Below are 22726 nucleotides of genomic sequence, written 5' to 3'. Positions count from 1 at the left end.
ACCTTCAAAGCGATAACCGCCCCCAACGGGGCCAACATTGCAGGCGATCTCACAAACCCGGAGATTGCCGCACGGGCCTTGGCGCTGCACTTCGGGGACAAGCTCGACGAAGTCTTTCGGGAACTGCAGGGATACGTCGGGCAGCGGGGCGACGAGGAAGAGGACGACTTCTGAGGCTGCCCTCTGCATCCCCTTGATGTGCATTCTGCATAGGCTGTCGCTTTCAGGCCTGCCTTGGGAACTTCGCCATGGCCAGCGCCATAGCGGCCACCGTTACGTCCCCGTAGTCGTCCCCTGCGGTCCTCGGGGCGTGGCCTTGAATGGCGTCCACCACCCGACCGTCCATGCCGACCGAACGGGCGACCGTCTTGAACCGATGTCGCCAGCCGTGGTTGGGCTGCACTCTCGGATCCTTGACAGTTTCCCGTGCGGCCTCCGCAAGGCGGTTCTTGACGCCCTGTAGGGGGCCGAGAACGTCGCCCTCCTTCGCCGGGGTGAGGAACAGGTGCCCGTCCTTGCTGCCCCAGGCGAACTCGGGGAACCCCTTGCCGACAAGGTGATCGTGCAAGACGACATCCCGCGCCTGATCAGTCTTCACCGTCCCGGCTTCCGGGCTGATGTGGATCACCCAATGGCCGGAGACTTGCCGCACATCTTCCTTACGGAGCTGCGCCACTTCGCCGACACGGGCTCCCGTATAGGCGCACAACCACGGCACCCACCTCTTGGCGGCGAAGGTCTTCGGGCGCTCGTTCCCCCGCTGGTGCGCGTCGGCCGCCTTCAGGAGCGCCCCGGCTTCGTCATCGGTGAAGCCCTTCGGCCGCGTCACCTTCCGCTTGCCGAGCTTGATCGTGATGCCTTCGGCGGGGTTGCTTGGAAGCCGCTTGTTGGTGACGGCCCAGCCGAACAGGGTCTTGAGCCCGGATAGGTCGCTGTCCTTCACGGTCTTCGCGGAGATGGGCTTGCCGGTTCTCGGATTGACCGAGGCCAGCCGGTGATCCTTGAAGCCGACGACATCCTCCGGTGTCACCCGAGTGGCATTGTTGTGGCCGAGGAAGGCGACGAAGTTGTCCACCGTGTTGCTGTAGCTCTCATAGGTGCTTGGCTTGCGACCTGTCGCCTGCGCCTCCCGCCACCAGTCGGCGAGGATGTCCGTCAGGCTGGCCTTGTCTCTGGCCACCGCTGCGGGCTTGGGGGCTCCCTTCGGCGCCCACTCCGGGAACCGGGAAGCCCTCGGGTCGGGACTGTAGTCCCCTTCGGCGTTGCGCTTGAGCTGCTCGCCGGCCTGCTGAGAGGCTTCGCTGATCGCGACGAGGAGCCGGGTCCGCGAGGCGGCATCGATGTTGAGGCCGTGCTGCGCCAACAGGAGATCAACCGTGGGCCCGAACCATTGCTCCAGCTTTCCGGCGTCCCGCGCCTCCCGGTCGAGCCGCAGCCAGTGATGCCATATGGTCGGCTCGCCGGGCTCTTCCGCCATCTGCGTCGTGATGTCCCGGTAGAATACCCCAGCGAGCGCGACGATCTCTTTCTGCGTGAGAGCCACTGCGGGCGAGCGCAAAGCCTGCCAATGCCGGTCTACCTCGGCGGCGATTTTCGCGTGCTGTGTGCGTGCCTCGGCAGGGTCTTTCGTGCGGAGTGTGCGAAGCTCTTCCAGCTTGCCAACTACGGCCCGGAGGTCCTTCGGAACCACCTTCCGAAACCAGTAGACGCCAGTCTTGGGATGCTTGAACGGACGCGCCATCGAAAGAACCATTGGACCACCCGATTGTATCACTCGGGTGTCCGCAAGTCGCTGATTTTCGCTAAGTTCTTGAGGTTGGTAGTCCTCAAAGAAAAGTGGTGCCCAGGAGAGGACTCGAACCTCCACGCCCTTGCAGGCGCCAGCACCTGAAGCTGGTGCGTCTACCAATTCCGCCACCTGGGCAACGGCGGTTCGTTTACGGGGGCAGAGTCGTCCTGTCAACGGCCCTGTCGCGGCGAAATGAATTTGTTTTCGCAGCCCTGTGGAAACCGCCTTCGCCGCCAGGGTGAATTGTTGGCTGTTTCGGCCCGGAAGCGGCGGATCGGCGTCAAACGCGGTCAAAGCCGCGCGGCGGATAGGGCGGAACGCCGCAGGGAGCGGGATAGGAGAGGCGCAGGCCGCAAAAGGCATTTCCACTTTGGCGGAACATGATCTAGGAGGGCAGAAGCATTCTAAACGGAGCTTTCGCGATGGCTTCCCAGGCCCCGGCCCAGCAACTCGTCACGGTCTTCGGCGGCTCCGGTTTCGTCGGGCGCCATGTCGTGCGTGCGCTCGTCAAGCGCGGCTACCGGGTGCGGGTTGCCGTGCGCCGGCCGGACCTCGCCAATTTCCTCCAGCCGATCGGTACCGTTGGCCAGATCCACGCCGTTCAGGCCAACCTGCGCTATCCGGCTTCCGTCGCTGCGGCGGTGAAGGGGGCTGATGCCGTCGTCAATCTCGTCGGCATCATGCAGGAGCAGGGCCGCCAGAGCTTTGCGGCCGTGCAGGCGAACGGCGCGCGCGCCATCGCCCAGGCCTGCGCCGCTGCCGGCATCGCGCGGCTGGTCCATGTCTCGGCGCTCGGCGCCTCCGCCGAATCGGCTTCCACCTATGCTCGCTCCAAGGCTGAGGGTGAGGCGGCGATGTTCGCCTCCGTTCCCGGCGCGGTCGTGCTGCGTCCGTCCGTGATGTTCGGCCCCGAGGATACATTCTTCAATCGCTTCGCCTCGCTCGCCCGCATGCTGCCCATCGTGCCGCTGGTCGGCGATGGCGCGACGAAATTCCAGCCGGCCTTCGTCGGCGATGTCGCCGAGATCGTTGCTCGCGCCGTCGATGGCGTGGTGGCGGGCGGCCGCGTCTACGAGCTTGGCGGGCCTGAGGTGCAGAGCCTGCGCGAGATCGTCGAGGAGGTCTGCAAGGTGACCGGCCGCAAGCGTCTGCTCGCGCCGCTGCCGTTCCCGCTGGCCCGGATCATGGGCAGCGTCCTGCAGGTCGCCGATCCCCTGACGCTCGGCCTGATCCCGGACGAACTGGTGATGACGCGTGATCAGGTCACTCTGCTCGAGAGCGACAATGTCGTCTCAGCGGAAGCCAAGGCAGAGGGCCGCGATTTCGCCGGGCTCGGACTGGCACCGACCTCGTCCGAGGCGGTCATCTCCTCCTATCTCTGGCGCTTCCGCAAGACCGGCCAGTTCGACACGCTCCAGGCCCGCTGAGCGGCGGACGGAGCAGCCCTGTGTCGTTCGATCTCGTCATCTACGATTGCGACGGCACGCTGATCGATACCGAGACGCTCTATGGCGAGGTCAGCCTCGCCATGTGCCATGAGGCCGGTCTCAGCCACTGGACGCTCGACCATTATGTCGATCAGCTCGTCGGCATCCCCTGGGCCGACGGCATGAAGATCATCGAGGCGGCGCTGGGACGGCCTCTGCCGGGTGATTTCGAGACGCGTATCGAGGATGCGGTCGCTCTCCGCCTGGAGGCCGAACTGCGCGCGCTTCCCGGGGTGCGTGAGGCGCTGACCGAGATGGCCGGGCGTCGCTGCGTCGCCTCCTCGACGGTGCTGGAGCCGCTCAGGCGCAACCTGGGGCTCGCCGGCCTGATCGATCTGTTCGATCCTCATGTCTTCTCGGCCTCGCAGGTCGCGCGCGGCAAGCCGGCGCCGGATGTCTTCCTGTTCGCGGCGTCGCAGATGGGCGCTGAGGCCGGGCGCTGCCTCGTTCTGGAAGATTCGGTGCCGGGCGTACTGGCGGCGCGGGCGGCGGGCATGCAGGTCGCCGGTTTCACCGGTGTCGCCCATGACAAGGGGCGCATGCGCGAACGCCTGCTGGCCGCAGGTGCTGCGGGCGTCATCGACGATTTCAGGGAGTGGCCGGCGGAAGCGGCGCGCCTAGCGGGACTGCGCGCCGCCTGAAACCTGCTCTCAGAGCATGCTGGGCAGCACGCGATCCGGCGGCTTGTGGCCGTCCATGAAGGTCTTGATGTTGACGATAACCTTCTCGCCCATGTCGGCGCGGCCCTCATGAGTGGCCGAGCCCATATGCGGGAGGACTACGACCTTGTGCTGGCGCGCGAGCTTGAGCAGGCGCGGATTGACCGCTGGCTCGCTCTCGAACACGTCGAGGCCGGCACCGGCGAGCTCGCCGGCTTCCAGCATGCGGGCGAGCGCCGTCTCGTCGACGACCTCGCCGCGGGCCGTGTTCACCAGAATGGCGTCCGGCTTCATCAGCTTGAGGCGGCGCGCCGAGAGCAGGTGATAGGTCGCCGGCGTGTGCGGGCAGTTGATCGAGACGATGTCCATCCGCGCCAGCATCTGGTCGAGCGAATCCCAATAGGTCGCGTCGAGCTGCTCCTCGATGCGCGGATCGACCCGGCGGCGGTTATGGTAGTGGATCGAGAGGCCGAAGGCGGCGGCGCGCTTCGCCAGCGCCTGGCCGATGCGGCCCATGCCGACGATGCCGAGGCGCTTGCCGGTGATGCGCCGGCCGAGCATCCAGGTCGGCGACCAGCCGGCCCAGTCGTCGTCGGGGATGACGCGCGCCCCCTCGGCGATGCGGCGGGCGACGGCGAGAATCAACGCGATCGTCATGTCGGCGGTGTCGTCGGTCAGCACGCCCGGCGTGTTGGTGACGGTGATGCCGCGCTGCACCGCGCTGGCGACGTCGATATTGTCGACGCCGTTGCCGAAATTGGCGATCAGGCGCAATTGGTCGCCGGCCTGCGCGATGATGGCGGCGTCGATCTTGTCGGTGACGGTGGGCACGAGCACGTCGGCGGTCTTCACGGCCTCGACCAGCGCTGCCTGCGACATCGGCTTGTCGTCGATATTGAGCTGGGCGTCGAACAATTCGCGCATCCGGGTTTCCACCACGGCGGGCAGCTTGCGCGTCACCACCACCACCGGCTTCTTCTTCGTCATGGCGGCACCCCTCCGTCATCAGCCGTATCGGCCTGATATCCTCAACCCGTCATTAACCCTGGTGGCCCAGGAATGGGAGTTGCTGCGCGGCAGCATGACTGTGTCTAGGCGGCAGCGCGGCGGATGACAACTTGCCCCTTCGCCGGGGGTAAGCGGATACGAAGGAGAGTGGCGGCATGAAGGTCTCGTCGATGCGCTGCCTGGCCCTGGCGGCGCTGGCCCTGATCGGCTTGCCCGCGATCGCGTCCGCGCAGGACATGCAGGCCGGCTCGGTCACCGGTTTGCCCGTGCCGCGCTATGTCAGTCTGAAGACGGACCGCGTGAACCTGCGCGAGGGCCCCTCGAAGGAGCACCGCACGCGCTGGGTCTATCAGCGTGCCGGCCTGCCGGTGGAGGTCACCGCCGAGTTCGAGACCTGGCGCCGTGTCCGCGATGCAGACGGCACCGAGGGCTGGGTGCTGCACAGCCTGCTCTCCGGCCGCCGCACCGCGCTCGTCGCCCCATGGTCGAAGAAGAAGGACGAGAATTTCCCGATGCGCAGCGCCGCGAGCGAGGAATCTGCCGTCGTCGCCCGGCTGCAGCCCGGCGTTGTTGCCAGCGTCGCCTCCTGCGCCAACACCTGGTGCCGCGTCAGCGTCGGCAACATCAATGGCTTCATCCGCCAGGAGCGCCTCTGGGGCGTCTATCCCAACGAGAAGGTCGACTGAGGCCAGCCCGGCGTTACTGCGACGTCAGCGCCATCAGCGGACGGCCGCCGCGATCGAGCAGGACGAGCCGGCCCGTTCGGCGTTCGAAGCTCCAGCGATGCACGCGCTCCAGCGTTTTGAGGAAACGCTGCTCCTGCGCCATCTTATCGGGTTCGCAGGCCATCATCGTCGAGACCATGCGCGAGAACCGGATCACCCGGCCCTGAATGGTCGCGGTGCCGCCGAAGCCGTTGCAGCCGCCGCGGCCCGACACCTTGCCGTCCGCCGCGATGACGAGTGTGGTCGCGATCGAGGCCGGGGTCTCGGCGCCGCCGAGGCTGGCGAGGCGCCAGCTGCCGACCGGTGAGTTGGCGGGCGCAGGAGGCTGCTCCTGTCCGGCCACGCGCTGGACCCAGATATCGGTATTGTCCGGTCCGCCCGTGAAGACGCTGTGCCGCTCCGTAGTGATGAAGAGCAATTGCCCGCGATGGGTGATGCGCGCTTGCAGCGCGTAGCTGTGCCGGGGATCGATCCGCCTGCTATCGAAGCGCAAGGTCCATGGCGCCGGGATGCGGCGGCCGGACACGCGGGTCTCCGCGATGGTGCGCGCCGGCGCGTCGGCCAGCGAGACGTCGAGCAGCTTCACCTCCACGATGGCGCCGGGCGGCAGGGCCATGCGCTCGCGAAAGGAGACGGTGCCGCGCAAGCTGCGCGGCGCGGCGAGAGCGGGCGTAGCGGGGAGGGCGGCCGCCAGCAGAAGCCCTGCCAGTGCGCGGCGCGAGATCGGCGAATCGGTGAAAGCCATGCTCATCGTCTCCGGAACGGGCGGAGCTTCTGTCAGCTGTCGATCTTGCGCAGCCGGACGACGACGTCGACCCGCGCGATTTCGTAGCCGGCGGGCGGAACCGGCAGGCTGGCGACATCGATCTCATCGGCGGGGATGTCGATCACCCGGTTCTCACCGTCGACGACGAAATGATGGTGATCGTGGTCGGCCGTGTCGAAATAGGCCTTGGCGCCATCGAGCGTGAGCTCGCGCAGGAGGCCGGCTTCCGTGAACTGGCGCAGCGTGTTGTAGATCGTCGCGAGCGAGACCGGGATGCGCTCCTTCATCGCCTCTTCGAACAGCATCTCGGCGCTGACATGGCGCTGGCCCTTGGCGAAGAGCACCCAGCCGAGGGAGACGCGCTGGCGGGTCGGCCGCAACCCGACGCGCCGCAGCTTCTGCCGGACGTCATGGAAAGGACAGCCTTGCCGCGCGGCCGATCCATTGCCCTGATTCTGCGCGGTCAGATCGTTCATGCCTCTTCCCGTGTCCTTTTCCGCAACGGACGCCCGAGGCCCCGCCTGTTGTTTTGAAATTGTCAGAAGAAATGTAGGCCCTCGGCCCCCCTGTCGCAAGCATGGCTCCTGCTATCCTGGAGGCTTGGGGAGCCTGTGCCTTTGATCTGGCGCATGACGGGAGCGGTTTTTACCGCCGGCATGTGGGTCTTGGGACGTGCTGCCCTTTCGTTTCCTGCTCCCGCCGTGTTAGGCACGGCAGGCGAGACACCAGCCGAATCCGGCTTGTGCCAGGGAGCCTCACGGGAATGCAGCGTCAGTCGTCTTTCAGCTACGAGGAGATCCTCGCCTGCGGTCGTGGGGAACTGTTCGGGCCGGGCAATGCGCAGCTGCCGCTGCCACCGATGCTGATGTTCGACCGGATCGTCGAGATCGCCGAAGAGGGCGGTGAGCACGGCAAGGGCCTCGTCCGCGCCGAGTTCGACATCAAGCCCGACCTCTGGTTCTTCGACTGCCACTTCAAGGGTGATCCGGTGATGCCGGGCTGCCTCGGCCTCGATGCTCTGTGGCAGCTCACCGGCTTCTTCCTCGGCTGGCTCGGCCTGCCGGGCCGCGGCCGTGCGCTCGGCGTCGGCGAGGTCAAGTTCGCCGACCAGGTGCTGCCTTCGGTCAAGAAGGTCGTCTACGGCGTCGACTTCAAGCGGGTCTTCAAGTCCAAGCTCGTCCTCGGCATCGCCGATGGCTGGCTGGAGGCCGATGGCAAGCGCATCTACACGGTCAGCGACATGCGCGTGGGCCTGTTCAAGCCGGAAGCGGCCTGAGGAAAAACGTAGCCCGGCCTTGCGTGCAGCTGCCGCTCGGTCCATTTGCGCGGTATGTATGCAGGGCGGTCGGGCTTGTCCCGCCGTGCGCTGACAGCTGGAGTAAGCGAGCATGAGACGCGTCGTCGTCACCGGGATGGGCATCGTCTCGTCCATCGGCAACAACACGCAGGAGGTCCTGGCCTCGCTGCATTCGGCGAAATCGGGCATCTCCCATGTCACCGAATTCGCCGAGCACGGCTTCCGCAGCCAGGTCGCGGGCGTGCCGACGCTGGACCCCGCGACGGTGCTCGACCGGCGCGCGATGCGCTTCCATGGCGGCGGTTCTGCCTGGAACCAGGTCGCGATGGAGCAGGCGATCGTCGATGCGGGCCTGGAGCCCGCCGAGATCAGCAACGAGCGCACCGGCATCATCATGGGCTCGGGCGGCCCTTCGACCCGCGCCCTGATCGACGCCTATGACAAGGCCCGCGAAAGCGGCTCCTCCAAGAAGGTCGGCCCCTTCGCCGTGCCCAAGGGCATGTCCTCGACCGCTTCGGCGACGCTGGCGACCTGGTTCAAGATCAAGGGCGTCAACTATTCGATCTCCTCGGCCTGCGCGACCTCTAACCACTGCATCGGCAACGCCTATGAATTGATCCAGTGGGGCAAGCAGGACGTGATCTTCGCCGGCGGCTGCGAGGAGCTGGACTGGACGCTCTCCGTCCTCTTCGACGCCATGGGCGCGATGTCCTCCGACTTCAACGGCACGCCGGCCCGCGCCTCGCGCGCCTATGACGTCGCCCGTGACGGCTTCGTCATCGCCGGCGGCGCCGGTGTCGTCGTGCTCGAGGAGCTGGAGCATGCCAAGGCGCGCGGCGCCAAGATCTATGGCGAGATCGTCGGCTATGGCGCGACCTCGGACGGCTACGACATGGTCGCCCCGTCGGGCGAGGGCGCGGTCCGCTGCATGCGCATGGCGCTCGAAGGCGTGAAGAGCAAGGTCGACTACATCAACCCGCACGGCACCTCGACCCCGGTCGGCGACGGCAAGGAGATCGAGGCGATCCGCGAGGTCTTCGGCGCCGGCGACAAGGCGCCGCCGATCTCGGCGACGAAGTCGCTGACCGGCCATTCGCTCGGCGCCACCGGCGTGCAGGAGGCGATCTACTCGCTGCTGATGCTCAACAACGACTTCATCTGCGAGAGCGCCCATATCGACGAGCTCGACCCGGCCTTCGCCGACATGCCGATCGTGCGCAAGCGCATCGACAATGCCGGCCTCGGCACCGTGCTTTCGAACTCCTTCGGTTTCGGCGGCACCAACGCCACCATCGTGATGAAGCGCCTGGAGGTCTGAGAAGCGCCATGCTCTTCATGGTGATCGAGCATTTCGATCAGGCCCGCGTGAAGGATGTCTACGCCCGCTTCCAGCATAGCGGGCGGATGGCTCCGGCCGGCGTGCGCTATGTCGAGAGCTGGGTCTCGGCCGATCTCGGCCGCTGCTTCCAGATCATGGAATGCGACGATATCGCCCTGCTGCAGGAATGGGTCCTGCAGTGGAACGACCTTGTCCGTTTCGAGATCGTGCCGGTCTCCACCTCGAAGGCCGCCGCTGCCGCGATCACCAAGACCGACTAGCCAAGACGACCATGCTGGTGTCGGCAATGACCCGGCAATGTTGATGCGCCGTTCAGAGTTCGACCGATCAGATCCGCCGACTTTCCTCCGTTTCCCGCCTTCGGGCCAAGCCTGAAGACCCTTCCGAGTTTGCCATGCTCCCGCTGATGCACAACAAGCGCGGCCTCATCATGGGCGTCGCCAATCAGAATTCGATTGCCTGGGGCATTGCCCGCACCCTCCACGCCCATGGCGCCGAGATCGCCTTCACCTATCAGGGCGATGCGCTCGGCAAGCGCGTCCGGCCGCTGGCGGAGAGCATCGGCTCGAAGCTGGTCGTGCCCTGCGATGTCGAGGACACTGTGTCCGTCGATGCCGCCTTCGCGACCCTGGACGAGGCCTGGGGCGGCGACCCCGAGCGCAACACGCTCGATTTCATCGTCCATGCCATCGGCTTCTCCGACAAGAACGAGCTGAAGGGGCTCTATGCCGACACCAGCCGCGAGAATTTCTCGCGGACCATGGTGATCTCCTGCTTCTCCTTCACCGAAATCGCGAAGCGCGCGGCCGAGCGCATGCCCAAGGGCGGCAGCATGATCACGCTGACCTATGGCGGCTCGACCCGGATCATGCCGAACTACAACGTCATGGGCGTCGCCAAGGCGGCGCTGGAGGCGAGCGTGCGTTATCTCGCCGGCGATTACGGCCCGCGCGGCATCCGCGTCAACGCGCTCTCGCCCGGGCCGGTGCGGACGCTGGCCGGCGCCGGTATCTCCGATGCGCGCGCCATGCTGTCCTGGCAGCGCGCGAATTCGCCGCTGCGCAAGTCGGTTTCGCTTGAAGAGATCGGCGGCTCGGCGCTCTATTACCTCTCGGATCTCTCCGGAGGTGTCACCGGCGACGTCCATCATGTCGATGCCGGCTATCACATCACCTCGATGCCGGCGCTGGATTCGCTGCGCGCGGCCGATAGCGGCAACGGCGACTAGCCGGAACCCCATGGCCGGGGCGCGGTTTTCCTTCGAGCGAAAGGAGGGTGCGCGATGGTCATGGTCAAATACGAGGTGGTCGAGCACGACGGCGGCTGGGCCTACAAGGTCGACGGGGCTCTGTCCGAGACCTTCCGGACGCATGACGCGGCGCTGAAGGCGGCGACCCGTGCCGCCGCGCGCCAGACGGTCGCCGGCAGCACCGACGGGATCGTCTATCAGGACCAGAGCGGCCGCTGGCACGAGGAGCTGGCGGATGGCCATGACCGGCCCGCGACCCGGGTCGTTGACGGAAGCTGAGAGGCGCTTTCGCTCCGATGAATGGCTATGGGGCCGCCACGCGGCCCTTTCGCTTGCGCCTGGGCGTCAGCGTGCCGTGAAGAATGTCAGGAGCACCTTGTTCTTCTCGCCGAGCAGGCAGAGGAAGCGGCGCGGCTTGTCCGACCGGTCGGTGCGCAGATAAGCCTCGCCCATGACGATGCGCGTGATCGGGATATCCTCGATCTTCGATTCCGACACCGCGACCGTGGCGCCGTCCTCGTCGATATAGATGTCCTTGATCTCCGGCTCCTTGGCGTGGAGCGTCTGCAGCGCGGCGGCCTTGCAGGTCGCGATTTCCGGCGTCGCGGGTTTCTCGCTCTTTGGTGGAACTTCTTGGGCTAGAGCCGCGATGGGGACATAGAGGGCGGCGGAGATCAGGGCCGGGGCGAGGAAGCGCAGCATGCTGGGAGCACTCAGGTTGATCGGTGAGTGCTGAACGCGCGAGCGCGGCGTGGGTTCATGAAGCGGTGCTTTTGAAGGGTGTCATCCCGTGCGCGCTGCGGCGCGAAGTGCCGCTGCGCAGACACGGGACCGTGCGCAGGATAGGGTGCTGTCTCGCGCTCACCGCGAGGCCTGCATGACCGCTCGCATCTATGCCGTCTACATCCTCGCCATCCGCAAGGACGGCCCGCTTTATATCGGCATCACAAACGACCTGGAGCGCAGGATCGCGGAGCACAAGAGCCACGCGATCAAGGGACATGCGGCGAATTACAACATCGACCGGCTCGTCTATGTCGAGACCTTCGACGATCCCACCCATGCGATCGAGCGCGAGAAAGTCCTCAAGACATGGCGCCGCGCCTGGAAGGTTGCGCTCATAGAAAAGGAAAACCCGGCGTGGACGGACCGCGCCGGGTGAATTCAGCCTCACTTGTCATGCGGTCCCGTGTCTGCGCAGCGGCATTCACATGCCGCAGCGCGCACGGGATGACGCGCTTCAAAGCGGGGTTTTTACAGCCCCAGCTTCTTCTTGCGCTGACCGAGCGTGCGCAGGCGCAGCGCGTTGAGCTTGATGAAGCCGGCCGCGTCGCGGTGGTCGTATGCCACGGCGCCTTCCTCGAAGGTGACGAGGTCCTGGTCGTAGAGCGAGTAGTCGCTCGACCGGCCGATGACATGGACGCCGCCCTTGTAGAGCTTCAGGCGCACGTCGCCGGTGACGAATTCCTGGCTCTTGTCGATCAGGGCCTGCAGCATCTCGCGCTCCGGCGAGAACCAGAAGCCGTTATAGATCAGCTCGGCATATTGCGGCATGATCTGGTCCTTGAGATGCGCCGCGCCGCGGTCGAGCGTGATCGACTCGATGGCGCGATGCGCCGCATGCAGGATCGTGCCGCCGGGCGTCTCGTACATGCCGCGCGACTTCATGCCGACGAAGCGGTTCTCGACGAGGTCGAGCCGGCCGATGCCGTTGTCACGGCCGAGATCATTGAGCTTGGCGAGCAGCGTCGCGGGCGAGAGCTTCTCGCCGTCGATCGCGACTGCGTCGCCCTTCTCGAAGGAGACCGTAACGATGGTCGGCTTGTCCGGCGCGTCTTCCGGCGAGATCGTGCGCGAATACACGTAGTCGGGCACTTCGACCGCCGGGTCCTCCAGCACGCGGCCCTCGGAGGAGGCGTGCAGCAGGTTGGCGTCGACCGAGAACGGCGCTTCGCCGCGCTTGTTCTTGGCGATCGGGATCTGGTGCTGCTCGGCGAAAGCGATCAATTGCTCGCGCGAGCGCAGGTCCCATTCGCGCCAGGGCGCGATCACCACGACATCGGGCTTGAGCGCGTAAGCCGTCAGCTCGAAGCGGACCTGGTCGTTGCCCTTGCCGGTCGCGCCATGGGAGACGGCGTCGGCGCCGGTCTTCTCGGCGATCTCGATCAGCTTCTTGGCGATCAGCGGGCGCGCGATCGAGGTGCCCAGCAGGTAGACGCCCTCATAGGCGGCATTCGCGCGGAACATCGGGAAGACGTAGTCGCGCACGAATTCCTCGCGCAGGTCCTCGATATAGATGTTCTCCGGCTTGATGCCGAGCAGCAGCGCCTTGTCGCGCGCCGGTCCGAGCTCCTCGCCCTGGCCGAGATCGGCGGTGAAGGTCACGACCTCGCATCGATAGGTGGTCTGCAGCCATTTGAGGATGATCGAGGTGTCGAGACCGCCGGAATAGGCGAGGACGACCTTTTTCACGCTGCTGTCAGCCATCTGTCTGTTTTCCTTCTGGCAGCCCCCATGGGCCGCGTTTCGGACGCAATGGCGCACTATCGCAGCGTTCGGGGCGAAGCAATCGGAACCTTCTGATCGATCCCGCGTCGTCCGGTGATGGATGGGCGCGGGTGAACGCGTCGTCCCTCCATTCCACAGGCGCCATTCGCGGCGCTTGCGGTCGCGTTGCGAAGAGCGCAGGCTCGATCGGGCGCGACACGACATGACGACCTGTTCGGAGGCTGAATGCCGAATCGTCCCGTTCTGGACTTCTGGTATGAGTTCGCGTCGCCCTATTCCTGCCTGAGTGCCCTCAGAATCGAAGAGTTGGCCGATAAAGCCGGCGTCGCCTTGCGCTGGCGTCCCTTCCTGCTCGGGCCGATCTTCGCGGCGCAGGGCTGGAACACTTCGCCCTTCGCGCTCTATCCCAGCAAGGGCCGCTACATGTGGCGCGATACGGCGCGGCGTGGGCGGCGCCAGGGCGTCACGATCGTCAAGCCCGAGAATTTTCCCCAGAATTCGCTGACGGCCGCGCGGCTGGCGCTCGCCGGCCGCGATGGCGGCTGGACGCCGACCTTCTCGAAGGCGCTGTTCCGCGCGCATTTCTGCGAGGGCCGCAACATCGCCGAGGAGGCCGTGCTGAGCGCCGCGCTGAAGGAGGCGGGCAGCGATCCCAATGTCGCGCTGCCGCTCTCGCGCAGCGAGGAGGTCAAGGGCCGCCTCAAGGCCGAGATCGAATATGCCAAGTCGATCGGCATCTTCGGCGCGCCCTTCTTCGTAGCTGGCGACGGTGAGCTCTTCTGGGGCGACGACCGCCTCGAGGAAGCGCTGGGATGGGCGACGGAGGGGCGGTGACCCTCGCCCGGCGCCACCCTCGCGCGCTGTCCGGCGCCCGGCGGCTTCAGAATCTCGGCCTCGCAGTGGAAGTCAGGCTCTGGGCGATCGGCGAAGCCGGCGCGCAGCGCTGGAATCGCTGGAGCACTTTCTATCCGCTGGTCATTGAGATCGATCCGGCGAAGCGCGCCGCCTGAGCCATGCCGCTCGCCGCTGTCAGCTCCGGTTGTTCGTCTTCAGGCAGGTCGGGCTGGAGGCTGATCTCCAGATGCCGTTGATCTTGCACCCGCTATAGGGGGTCGAGCAGAGGCGTGCCACGCAAGCGCTGGGATTGTTGCCGGTCTTGCATTTCTGCTCGCAGGAGGCGTTCATCTGCGAGCATGAGCTGCGCGCGGGTTGGCATGCTTCCTGTGCGCCAGCGTTCTGATAGCCTGCGACAAGAATCCAAAGGCCGAGCGCGATCGCGAGGGCCGCTTTCATGGCCGTTCTCCGTCTTGACCAGGGGGTAAGATAGATCGGCGGCGCTTTTATCGTCCACGGCTCGCGCGATGCAGATGGGTTACCCGGCCGGAGGCCTCTGCCAGGGACCGCGCGCCGCAGTCTCCTCGACCATCGTCGGCAGGTCCTGACGCTCGCCGATCTTCGGCGGATGCGGCGGCATCGCTGGCATCCGCCCGCCGGCGGTCTCGACCAGCGCCTGCACGCGCTTGGTGACGGAGGGGTGGGTCGAGAACAGGTCGGCGAAATCATCGGGGTCGTTCTCGAAGCACATGTCCATCACGCCGGACGGCACGCCCTCGATATCGGCCCGGCCGGAGATCTTGAGCAGGGCCGAGATCATCGCATCCGGATTCTTGGTCAGTTCGACCGCGCCGGCATCGGCGAGATACTCGCGCGAGCGCGACAGCGAGAGGCGGATCAGCACGGCCAGGAACCAGGAGATCGCGATCACCGCGATTCCGACGATGATGGCGAGCCCGTTGCCCTTCTTGGCATCGTCGGAGGACACCCTGATCCGGCTGCGCCCGAGGCCGCGGAAGACGAGCTCGCCGATGAAGGAGACGATGCCGGCGATCACCACGGCGATCACCATCAGGCGGACGTCGCCGTTGCGGATATGGGTGAGTTCATGCGCCAGCACGGCCTCGACCTCGGCGTCGTTGAGCTGGGCGAGAAGCCCGGTCGTCACGCTGACGGTGAACTGGCTGTCATTGACGCCGCTGGCGAAGGCGTTGAGCGCGTCACTCTCGATGATGGCGAGCTTCGGCATCGGCAGACCGCGCGAGATGCAGAGATTCTCCAGCATCCGGTAGAGCTTGGGATTGTCCTCGCGCGCCAGCCCCTTCGACCCGGTGACCGCATTGATCATCGCGACATTCATGCGGAAGCCGATGAAGACCCAGAGCATCGCGCCCGCGGTAATGAAGGGGAACCACGAGCGGAAGACGCGGCCGGCCTCGCCGAAGGCGGTGCGCCCGCGCGGCACGCCGCCATAGCCGAAGGCGACGAGCAGCAGGCCCCAGGCGGTGAGATAAACCAGCAGGAAGAGCCCGACGATCAGGAGGTTCGACCTGATCCGGTTGTTGCGCTGGTGGGTATAGAGCCCGAAGGCCTCGGCCATCGCAGCTGCTCCGCCTGCTGGAAGTGTTATTCCGCCGTCAGAATTTCACTGTGGGTGCGACTTCGATCTGAGCCCGCGTCTGTTCGCCGACATCGAAGAATTCGCGCTGGGTGAAGCCCATCTGCGGCGCGAACAGCACGGCCGGGAAGGCCTGGATCGCGGCGTTGAACTCGCCGACCGCATTGTTGAAGAAGCGCCGTGCCGCCGCGAGCTTGTCCTCGACATTGCCGAGGTCGACCTGGAGCTGCTGGAAATTGGCACTGGCCTTGAGGTCGGGATAGGCCTCGCCCAGCGCGAGCAGCCGGCCGACGGCGCCGGAGAGCTGCTGCTCGGCCGCCGCCTTGTCGTGCACGCCGGTTGCGCCCTGCGCCGCGTTGCGCGCGGCGATCACCGCGTCAAGCGTCGATTTCTCGTGGGTCGCATAGCCCTTCACCGTCTCGATCAGGTTCGGGATCAGGTCGTGGCGCTGCTTCAGCTGGACGTCGATATCGGCGAAGGCCTGGTTCACGCGCTGCCGCATCGCGACGAGCCCGTTATAGGTCATGATCAGGTAGACGACGAGAACGACGATCAGCCCCAGAATGGCCCAGCCCATGGCACCCCTCCCAAATCGTGGACGAAATCCGCCCGCAGCCTCGCACGAAGCGTGAGGCCGGGGAAGCTATGCGATATCGGCAGGTGCCGGCTCCCTCGAATAGGGGATACCCCGCGAGCAAATGGCGCCCTTGGGACAAATAAAGAGGAATAAGATCGGCTCCCCAGGCAGGGCTTCGGCTTGCCCTGATGGCCGGCTTGCATTACATCGCCCCTGTCCGAAGGGCCGTGATCGATCATGCGCCGGGGGCGGTCTGCAAGACCTGCTCCCGTTTCGTGCTTGAGACGCGCCGTCCGGATACGGATCGAGCCGCTGGTCCTGGCGCCTCCGCCGGCCCCGTCTGACGGGGAGGCGGATACCTCCGAGAGGAGGTGCCGACGGCCGCGATCCGGAACGCAGCACCAACCACGGCGCCTATAGCCGGACATCCGCGGGATACGCGGCCGGCTCCCAGGAGATTACATGTCTGCAGTTGAAAGCTACAGCGCGGGTCGCGAGGATTTCGCCGCCCTGCTCGAAGAGTCCTTCACCCGTAACGAGGCTCTCGAAGGTTCCGTCATCAAGGGCAAGGTCGTTGCCATTGAGAAGGACATGGCGATCATCGACGTCGGTCTGAAGACCGAAGGCCGTGTCGCCCTCAAGGAATTCACCGGCCCCGGCCGTGACCAGGAACTGAACGTCGGCGACGAGGTCGAGGTCTATCTGGACCGGATCGAGAACGCGCTCGGCGAAGCCGTCATCTCGCGCGACAAGGCTCGCCGCGAAGAGAGCTGGGTCAAGCTCGAGAAGGCCTTCGAGGCCCGCGAGAAGGTCACCGGCATGATCTTCAACACCGTCAAGGGCGGCTACACCGTCGACCTCGACGGCGCCGTGGCCTTCCTGCCGCGTTCGCAGGTCGACATCCGCCCGATCCGCGACGTCGGCCCGCTGATGGGCCAGCCGCAGCCCTTCGAGATCCTCAAGATGGATCGCCGCCGCGGCAACATCGTCGTGTCGCGCCGCACCGTCCTCGAAGAGACCCGCGCCGAGGCTCGTTCCGAGCTCGTCGCCTCGCTCGAAGAGGGTCAGGTCATCGACGGCGTCGTCAAGAACATCACCGAATACGGTGCGTTCGTTGACCTCGGCGGCATCGACGGCCTGCTGCACGTCACCGACATGGCGTGGCGCCGCGTGAACCACCCGTCGGAGGTCGTGACCATCGGCCAGACGGTCAAGGTCAAGATCATCAAGATCAACCAGGACACGCACCGCATCTCGCTCGGCATCAAGCAGCTGCTGGCCGATCCGTGGGATGGCATCGCCGAGCGTTACCCTGTCGGCACCCGTCTCAAGGGCCGCGTGACCAACATCACGGATTACGGCGCGTTCGTCGAGGTGGAGCCGGGCATCGAAGGCCTGATCCACGTCTCCGAGATGTCCTGGACCAAGAAGAACGTCCACCCCGGCAAGATCGTCTCGACCTCGCAGGAAGTCGACGTCGCGATCCTCGAGGTCGATCCGGTCAAGCGCCGCATCTCGCTCGGCCTCAAGCAGACCCTGCGCAACCCGTGGGAGCTCTTCGCGGAGCAGCACCCGTCGGGCTCGACGGTCGAGGGCGAGGTCAAGAACAAGACCGAGTTCGGCCTGTTCCTGGGTCTCGAAGGCGATATCGACGGCATGATCCATCTCTCGGATCTCGACTGGAACCGTCCGGGCGAGCAGGTCATCGAGGAATACAAGAAGGGCGACGTCCTGCAGGCCGTCGTTCTCGATGTGGACGTCGAGAAGGAGCGCATCTCGCTCGGCCTGAAGCAGCTCGGCGGCGATCCCTTCGTGGATGCCGGCGAGTTCAAGAAGGGCCAGATCGTCACCTGTGAGGTGGTCGAGGTGAAGGAGTCGGGTCTTGACGTGAAGATCGCCGACACCGACATGATGACCTTCATCAAGCGCGCCGAGCTGGCTCGCGATCGCTCCGAGCAGCGCCCCGAGCGCTTCGCGGCCGGCGAGCGCATCGACGCCCGCGTGGTGCTCTTCGACAAGAAGGCCCGCAAGATCCAGGTCTCGATCAAGGCCCTGGAGATGGCTGAGGAGAAGGAGGCGATGGCCCAGTACGGCTCCGCCGATTCCGGTGCCTCGCTCGGCGACATCCTGGGCGCTGCGCTCAAGAAGGCCACCGACAAGAAGTGAGGTTTCGGCCGCGAAAGCGGCCGGCCTTTGAATTCGGCCCGCGCGGAGCGATCCGCGCGGGCTTTTGTTTCGGTTGATTTTGCCCAGCCCTCATCCCGAGGCACGCTGCAACATGCTTCGGGATGAGGGCTGGGTCGTCTGTCCCGCAAGAGGAGAAGCGCCATGACCCCCGCCGCTATCGGCATCGACTTCGGCACCACCAACAGCGTCGTTGCGCTGGCGGGGCCGGACGGTTCGGTCATGACGCGCTCCTTCGCGACGAAGCAGGGCGCGGTCGACGCCTATCGCTCGGCGCTGATGTTCTGGCGCGAGGGCCGTCCGCCGGAGACCAGCATCACCCATGTCAGCGGTCCCGATGCGCTCGACATGGCCCTGGGGATGACGACCGAGCATCGCTTTCTGCAATCGCTCAAGACCCATCTCTCCAGCCGCGCCTTCCAAGAGACCCGGCTCTTCGGCAAGCTCTTCCGGCTGGAGGACCTGATCGGCGTCTTCCTGTCCGATCTCACGGCGGATCTGCCGGGCCATGACGCGCTGCCCTTGGTCTCCGGCCGCCCGGTCGTCTTCGCCGGCGAGCGGCCGGACGAGGAGCTTGCGGTCGGCCGCCTGAAGGGCTCCTACGGCAAGGCCGGCATGAACCAGGTCGATTTCGCCTATGAGCCGCTCGGCGCCGCCTACTGGTACGCCCGCGACCTGAAGACGCCGCAGACCATGCTGGTCGCCGATTTCGGCGGCGGCACCAGCGACTTCTCGGTGATGCGCTTCGAGCCCGGCCGGAACGGCGGGCTGGAGGCGATCCCGCTCTCCCATGCCGGTGTCGGCGTCGCCGGCGACACCTTCGACTACCGCATCATCGAACATGCGGTGTCCCCGGCGCTCGGCAAGGGCACGGATTATCGCTCCTTCGGCAAGCTCCTGCCGGTGCCGGCGCATTATCACGCCGCCTTCGCGCAATGGCACAAGCTCTCGTTGATGAAGAGCCGCGAGACCATGGCCGAGCTCAACGCCCTGATCCGCGAAGCCGTCGAGCCCGGCAAGCTGGAGGACCTGCTGACGGTCATCGAATACGATCTCGGCTACGAGCTCTACCGCGCTGTTTCCGCCGCCAAGGTCGCTCTCTCCGATAAGGAGGAGACGACGCTGAGCTTCAACCAGATGGGCGTCACCATCGAGAAGCCGATCCGCCGCACCGATTTCGAGCGCTGGATCACTGATGATGTCGGCGCCATCGAAACCGCGCTCGACCGCGCGCTGGCCGAGGCCGGGCTTGGCGGTGAGCGCATCGAGGCGGTCTTCATGACCGGAGGCACCTCCTATGTCCCGGCCGTGCGCAGCCTGTTCGACCGTCGCTTCGGCGCCGGCAAGGTGCATATCGGCGACGCCTTCCGCTCGGTCGCCAGCGGCCTCGCGCTGCTCGCGCTCGACCGGGCGCGCGCCTCGGTCGCGGCCTGAGGCGGCGCCTCGCGCCTTGCCCGGCCGGGCCAGCAGGTCTACATCACGGACCCAGCCGCCAGGAGCCTTCCGATGTCATCCGATGCCGATCTGCTCGCAGACCGCCGCAGCCTGCGCCGCAAGCTGACGCTCTGGCGCGTCCTCGCCGTGCTCGGCGTGATCGTCGCGGCGGTGATCGGCGGCCTCGCCTGGAAGGGCGACAGCACGGGCAGCCTGTCGAGCGCCCATATCGCCCGCATCACCGTTTCCGGCTTCATCTCCGGCGATCGCCGCACGCTCGACCTGATCAAGTCGGTCGAGGACAGCAAGGCGGTTTCCGCCGTCGTGCTCCGCATCGACAGCCCCGGCGGCACGACGTCCGGCTCCGAGGCGCTGCACACGGCTTTGCGCCAGCTCGCCGCCAAGAAGCCGATGGTCGCGGTCGTCGACGGCGTCGCGGCGTCGGGCGGCTATATCGCCGCGATGGGTGCCGACCGCATCGTCGCTCGCCAGACCTCGCTCGTCGGCTCGATCGGTGTGCTCTTCCAGTTCCCGAACGTCTCGAACCTGCTCGACACCGTCGGCGTCAAGGTCGAGTCGATCAAGTCGAGCCCGCTCAAGGCGGCGCCCAGCGGCTTCGAGCCGACCTCGCCGGAGGCGCGCGAGGCGCTGCAGCGCGTCGTCAACGACAACTACACCTGGTTCAAGGACATGGTCCGCGATCGCCGTCGTCTCGCCGAGGGCGAGGTCGCCACGGTTTCGGACGGGCGCGTCCATTCCGGCCGCCAGGCCGTGAACCTGAAGCTCGTCGATCAGATCGGCGGCGAACCTGAGGCGATTGCCTGGATGGAGCGCGAGAAGAGCGTCGCCAAGGACCTGAAGGTCCGCGACTGGCGCCGTCGCAGCGAATCCTCGTCCCTGGGCCTGTGGAGCTTCGCCGAGGCGATGGCGCGCGGCGCCGGCCTCGATGCGCTCGCGGCGACGATCGCGCGTGCGGCGGATCAGCCGGTCGGCTTGCGGCTTGACGCGCCCTTGGCGCTCTGGCAGCCTGCCGCTGAAAAGTGATGTTGATACAAATGGTTATACTCCAGCGATGATTAAATCCGAACTCGTTCAGCGGATCGCCGACCGCAACACCCACCTCTACCAGCGCGACATCGAGAACATCGTCTCGGCTATTCTGGACGAGATCGTGAAGGCGTTGGCGCGGGGCGACCGGGTGGAGCTGCGCGGCTTCGGCGCCTTCTCGCGCAAGGGCCGCTCGGCCCGCATCGGCCGTAATCCTCGCACGGGCGACGCGGTGGAGGTCGAGGAGAAGTTCGTCCCCGTCTTCAAGACGGGCAAGGAGCTGCGGCTGCGCCTCAACGGCAAGGATTGAGCGCAAGCGTAAGGCCCCGCAGCCGCACGGAGATTGTGATGAAGGCCTTTTTCAAGGCGCTGGTGCTGGTTCCCGTCGCGCTGGTGATCGTGCTGTTCTCGATCGCCAATCGCGGCCCGGTGCGCGTTTCGCTCGATCCCTTCAGCCGCGACCTGCCCATGCTCTCCTACGAGCTGCCGCTTTTCGCGGTCGTGCTGGCCGCCATCGCCGTCGGCGTGCTCGTCGGCGGCCTGGCTTCCTGGATCGCGCAGGGCAAGCACCGCAAGGCGGCGCGCCGCAATCGCCGCGAGGCGGAGGCGCTGCGCTCCGAAACCCAGGCGCTGCGCTCGGCCGTGCCCGACTCCGCGCTGCCGGCACTGACCAACGGACGGAATTGATGCGACTTTTCGATGTGGCCGAGATCGATGCGGCCCTGAGTTACCCCGGCCTCATCGACATCCTCGACGACGCCTTCCGCAGCGAGGTCATCGCGCCCAAGCGCGGCCAGTACGCGATCCAGCGCCCGGACGAGACCGACGCCATCCTGCTGACCATGCCGGCCTGGAGCGGGCCGGACGTCGCCAATCCCTATATCGGCACCAAGATCGTCTCGGTCTTCTTCGGCAACGGCAAGCGCAACCTGCCGGGCGTGATGGGCGCCTATCTGCTGATGGACGGCGCGACCGGCAAGCCGCTCGCGGTGATGGACGGCAACCGTTTGACGACCTGGCGCACGGCGGCGGCCTCCGCGCTGGCCTCGCGCTACATGTCCAATCCCGAATCCAGCCGCATGCTGATGGTCGGGGCCGGCGCGCTTGCGCCCTTCATCATCAAGGCGCATCGCTCCGTCCGTCCGCTGACCGAGATCGCGGTCTGGGCGCGGCGGCCTGAAGCGGCGGAGGCCACCGTCGCCGAACTGGCGAAGGACGGCATCGAGGCCCGCGCTACGACCGATCTCGAAGGCGAGGCCCGCACCGCCGACATCATCTCCTGCGCCACGAACGCGACCGAGCCCTTGATCCACGGCCACTGGCTGAAGCGCGAGGCGCATCTCGATCTGATCGGCGGCTTCACCATGCAGATGCGCGAGGCCGATGCCGACGCCCTGCATCGCGCCCGCGTGATCGTCGATTCCAGCAAGGCGATCGATGAGGGCGGAGACGTCGCCGTCGCCATCGCCGAAGGCAGCTACAGCGCCGACAGGATCGCGGGCACGCTGGCCGATCTCTGCCATGGCCGGATCGCCGGGCCGGTCGAGGGCGGCGGCATCACGCTGTTCAAGTCGGTTGGCGTCGCGCTCGAGGATCTGGCGGCCGCCGTCGCGGTCTGGGAGCGTCGCGCCTAAGCGGCACTCTGCTTCGGTCCGGGGAGGGATAGCCGGTGGCGATCGATCTGACGGACGAAGAGCGAAGCTATGTCGCGCAGGCGGCAGCGGCCGATGCCGGCTTCCTGCCGGCTTTCCTGTCGTCCCTGCCTTATCTCGCGCCGGTCGTGCTCTTCGGCACCTACGGCGCCTGGATCGGCGACGTCACGGCCGTCGCGCTCGCTCTGGCCTGTCTGGTGGCACTCAACCTGTGGTGGATTCAGAGCCAGTGCCGGTCGGCGGTGCTGTTCAAGGCGATCTGCGCCAAGATCGCGGCCGAGCCCGCCGCAACCGATCGGCCTGACGCGACCTGACCGGTCACAGCCGTCCCGGATCAGGCGATCCTTGCGCCGCCGATGGCGCCGAGCAGCCACAGGATCAGCACGATCGTCAGCACGAGGCCGAGCACGCCGCCGAGCCCTGCCGTTCCATAGCTGCGATGGCCGTAATAGCCGCCACCGCCCAGAAGCAGGACGAGCAGCACGACGATGAGGACGGTGGACATGGCGAACTCCCGTTTCGTGACGCCCGTTCCGGGCGCGGTCTGACGGGA

Annotated in this window: 27 protein-coding genes and 1 tRNA gene; 18 read left to right on the top strand and 10 right to left on the bottom strand. The window is 66.4% G+C overall.

Annotation, left to right across the window (positions count from 1 at the left end):
• Positions 1 to 223: 223 nt before the first annotated feature.
• Both NUV79_RS22850 and NUV79_RS22845 read right to left on the bottom strand, forming a co-directional pair.
• Positions 224 to 1753 (bottom strand): DUF6538 domain-containing protein, encoded by a 1530-nt coding sequence (locus NUV79_RS22850; RefSeq protein ID WP_257735372.1) that lies wholly within the window; start codon positions 1751 to 1753, stop codon positions 224 to 226.
• 84 nt (positions 1754 to 1837) lie between these two features.
• Positions 1838 to 1924, bottom strand: a tRNA-Leu gene (locus NUV79_RS22845).
• Positions 1925 to 2211: 287 nt separating this feature from the next.
• Here NUV79_RS22845 and NUV79_RS22840 point away from each other — a divergent pair.
• Both NUV79_RS22840 and NUV79_RS22835 read left to right on the top strand, forming a co-directional pair.
• The gene (locus NUV79_RS22840; RefSeq protein WP_257735371.1) at positions 2212 to 3216 is read left to right on the top strand and encodes a complex I NDUFA9 subunit family protein; all 1005 of its coding nucleotides are present in this window, start codon (positions 2212 to 2214) and stop codon (positions 3214 to 3216) included.
• Between the two features lie 20 nt (positions 3217 to 3236).
• Positions 3237 to 3917, top strand: coding sequence for an HAD family hydrolase (locus tag NUV79_RS22835; RefSeq protein ID WP_257735370.1), 681 nt, complete (start codon positions 3237 to 3239; stop codon positions 3915 to 3917).
• 9 nt (positions 3918 to 3926) lie between these two features.
• On the opposite strand, the gene NUV79_RS22830 is transcribed toward NUV79_RS22835, so the two are convergent.
• Positions 3927 to 4922 carry a 2-hydroxyacid dehydrogenase gene (locus NUV79_RS22830; RefSeq protein ID WP_257735369.1) on the bottom strand — a complete coding sequence of 332 codons (996 nt, stop codon included), beginning with the start codon at positions 4920 to 4922 and terminating at the stop codon, positions 3927 to 3929.
• A gap of 176 nt (positions 4923 to 5098) precedes the next feature.
• On the opposite strand from NUV79_RS22830, the gene NUV79_RS22825 reads away from it, so the two are divergent.
• Positions 5099 to 5629, top strand: coding sequence for an SH3 domain-containing protein (locus NUV79_RS22825; protein ID WP_257735368.1), 531 nt, complete (start codon positions 5099 to 5101; stop codon positions 5627 to 5629).
• 13 nt (positions 5630 to 5642) lie between these two features.
• Here NUV79_RS22825 and NUV79_RS22820 read toward each other — a convergent pair whose 3' ends face one another.
• Together NUV79_RS22820 and irrA are read right to left on the bottom strand one after the other, a co-directional pair.
• Positions 5643 to 6413: a YbaY family lipoprotein gene (locus NUV79_RS22820; protein WP_257735367.1), complete on the bottom strand. Its 771-nt coding sequence runs from the start codon at positions 6411 to 6413 to the stop codon at positions 5643 to 5645.
• 32 nt (positions 6414 to 6445) lie between these two features.
• A complete protein-coding gene (gene irrA / locus NUV79_RS22815; RefSeq protein ID WP_257735366.1) occupies positions 6446 to 6910 on the bottom strand; it encodes an iron response transcriptional regulator IrrA in 465 nt (154 codons plus the stop codon).
• A 287-nt stretch (positions 6911 to 7197) separates the two neighbouring features.
• Between irrA and fabA the strand changes: the two genes are divergently transcribed.
• The 5 genes from fabA (at position 7198) to NUV79_RS22790 (ending at position 10598) form a co-directional block, all read left to right on the top strand.
• Positions 7198 to 7710, top strand: coding sequence for a 3-hydroxyacyl-[acyl-carrier-protein] dehydratase FabA (gene fabA, locus NUV79_RS22810; RefSeq protein ID WP_047578039.1), 513 nt, complete (start codon positions 7198 to 7200; stop codon positions 7708 to 7710).
• A gap of 112 nt (positions 7711 to 7822) precedes the next feature.
• Complete coding sequence (gene fabB, locus NUV79_RS22805; protein WP_257735365.1) at positions 7823 to 9049, top strand: beta-ketoacyl-ACP synthase I; 1227 nt, start codon at positions 7823 to 7825, stop codon at positions 9047 to 9049.
• A gap of 8 nt (positions 9050 to 9057) precedes the next feature.
• On the top strand, positions 9058 to 9330 hold the full coding sequence (locus tag NUV79_RS22800; RefSeq protein WP_257735364.1) for a DUF3303 domain-containing protein: 273 nt from the start codon (positions 9058 to 9060) through the stop codon (positions 9328 to 9330).
• Between the two features lie 134 nt (positions 9331 to 9464).
• Positions 9465 to 10298, top strand: coding sequence for an enoyl-ACP reductase FabI (fabI, locus tag NUV79_RS22795; protein WP_257735363.1), 834 nt, complete (start codon positions 9465 to 9467; stop codon positions 10296 to 10298).
• Between the two features lie 54 nt (positions 10299 to 10352).
• Entirely contained in the window at positions 10353 to 10598 is a 246-nt protein-coding gene (locus tag NUV79_RS22790; RefSeq protein WP_257735362.1) for a DUF2188 domain-containing protein, read from the top strand.
• A 66-nt stretch (positions 10599 to 10664) separates the two neighbouring features.
• On the opposite strand, the gene NUV79_RS22785 is transcribed toward NUV79_RS22790, so the two are convergent.
• Complete coding sequence (locus NUV79_RS22785; RefSeq protein WP_257735361.1) at positions 10665 to 11021, bottom strand: hypothetical protein; 357 nt, start codon at positions 11019 to 11021, stop codon at positions 10665 to 10667.
• Between the two features lie 175 nt (positions 11022 to 11196).
• Here NUV79_RS22785 and NUV79_RS22780 point away from each other — a divergent pair, with 175 nt between their 5' ends.
• On the top strand, positions 11197 to 11481 hold the full coding sequence (locus NUV79_RS22780) for a GIY-YIG nuclease family protein (RefSeq protein ID WP_257735360.1): 285 nt from the start codon (positions 11197 to 11199) through the stop codon (positions 11479 to 11481).
• A 92-nt stretch (positions 11482 to 11573) separates the two neighbouring features.
• Here the strand turns inward: NUV79_RS22780 and NUV79_RS22775 are convergent, their stop codons facing one another.
• Complete coding sequence (locus NUV79_RS22775) at positions 11574 to 12806, bottom strand: argininosuccinate synthase (protein ID WP_257735359.1); 1233 nt, start codon at positions 12804 to 12806, stop codon at positions 11574 to 11576.
• Positions 12807 to 13052: 246 nt separating this feature from the next.
• Here NUV79_RS22775 and NUV79_RS22770 point away from each other — a divergent pair, with 246 nt between their 5' ends.
• Together NUV79_RS22770 and NUV79_RS22765 are read left to right on the top strand one after the other, a co-directional pair.
• Positions 13053 to 13661, top strand: coding sequence for a 2-hydroxychromene-2-carboxylate isomerase (locus NUV79_RS22770; RefSeq protein WP_257735358.1), 609 nt, complete (start codon positions 13053 to 13055; stop codon positions 13659 to 13661).
• Complete coding sequence (locus tag NUV79_RS22765) at positions 13658 to 13837, top strand: hypothetical protein (protein WP_257735357.1); 180 nt, start codon at positions 13658 to 13660, stop codon at positions 13835 to 13837. Before NUV79_RS22770 ends, NUV79_RS22765 begins: the two co-directional genes overlap by 4 nt.
• Positions 13838 to 14199: 362 nt before the next feature.
• On the opposite strand, the gene NUV79_RS22760 is transcribed toward NUV79_RS22765, so the two are convergent.
• Positions 14200 to 15261, bottom strand: coding sequence for a M48 family metallopeptidase (locus tag NUV79_RS22760; RefSeq protein ID WP_257735356.1), 1062 nt, complete (start codon positions 15259 to 15261; stop codon positions 14200 to 14202).
• 37 nt (positions 15262 to 15298) lie between these two features.
• Positions 15299 to 15856 (bottom strand): LemA family protein, encoded by a 558-nt coding sequence (locus tag NUV79_RS22755; RefSeq protein ID WP_257735355.1) that lies wholly within the window; start codon positions 15854 to 15856, stop codon positions 15299 to 15301.
• A 462-nt stretch (positions 15857 to 16318) separates the two neighbouring features.
• On the opposite strand from NUV79_RS22755, the gene rpsA reads away from it, so the two are divergent.
• The 7 genes from rpsA (at position 16319) to NUV79_RS22720 (ending at position 22487) form a co-directional block, all read left to right on the top strand.
• On the top strand, positions 16319 to 18022 hold the full coding sequence (gene rpsA / locus NUV79_RS22750) for a 30S ribosomal protein S1 (RefSeq protein ID WP_047579771.1): 1704 nt from the start codon (positions 16319 to 16321) through the stop codon (positions 18020 to 18022).
• A gap of 162 nt (positions 18023 to 18184) precedes the next feature.
• A complete protein-coding gene (locus NUV79_RS22745; protein WP_257735354.1) occupies positions 18185 to 19474 on the top strand; it encodes an Hsp70 family protein in 1290 nt (429 codons plus the stop codon).
• A 72-nt stretch (positions 19475 to 19546) separates the two neighbouring features.
• Positions 19547 to 20518, top strand: a complete 972-nt coding sequence (gene sppA, locus NUV79_RS22740; RefSeq protein WP_257735353.1) for a signal peptide peptidase SppA — start codon at positions 19547 to 19549, stop codon at positions 20516 to 20518.
• Between the two features lie 28 nt (positions 20519 to 20546).
• Positions 20547 to 20831, top strand: a complete 285-nt coding sequence (ihfB, locus tag NUV79_RS22735; RefSeq protein ID WP_199085290.1) for an integration host factor subunit beta — start codon at positions 20547 to 20549, stop codon at positions 20829 to 20831.
• A 38-nt stretch (positions 20832 to 20869) separates the two neighbouring features.
• Entirely contained in the window at positions 20870 to 21208 is a 339-nt protein-coding gene (locus NUV79_RS22730) for a LapA family protein (RefSeq protein WP_257735352.1), read from the top strand.
• Positions 21208 to 22155: a bifunctional Delta(1)-pyrroline-2-carboxylate/Delta(1)-piperideine-2-carboxylate reductase gene (gene lhpI, locus NUV79_RS22725; RefSeq protein ID WP_257735351.1), complete on the top strand. Its 948-nt coding sequence runs from the start codon at positions 21208 to 21210 to the stop codon at positions 22153 to 22155. Before NUV79_RS22730 ends, lhpI begins: the two co-directional genes overlap by 1 nt.
• Positions 22156 to 22190: 35 nt before the next feature.
• The gene (locus NUV79_RS22720) at positions 22191 to 22487 is read left to right on the top strand and encodes a hypothetical protein (RefSeq protein ID WP_257735350.1); all 297 of its coding nucleotides are present in this window, start codon (positions 22191 to 22193) and stop codon (positions 22485 to 22487) included.
• A 20-nt stretch (positions 22488 to 22507) separates the two neighbouring features.
• On the opposite strand, the gene NUV79_RS22715 is transcribed toward NUV79_RS22720, so the two are convergent.
• Positions 22508 to 22678, bottom strand: coding sequence for a DUF3309 family protein (locus tag NUV79_RS22715; protein ID WP_257735349.1), 171 nt, complete (start codon positions 22676 to 22678; stop codon positions 22508 to 22510).
• Positions 22679 to 22726: the final 48 nt, after the last annotated feature.

This window comes from Allobosea sp. 47.2.35, assembly GCF_024655635.1.
GTDB lineage: Bacteria > Pseudomonadota > Alphaproteobacteria > Rhizobiales > Beijerinckiaceae > Allobosea.
Note: the sequence above shows the minus strand (reverse complement) of the source record. Positions and strands in the feature narration are given on the sequence as shown.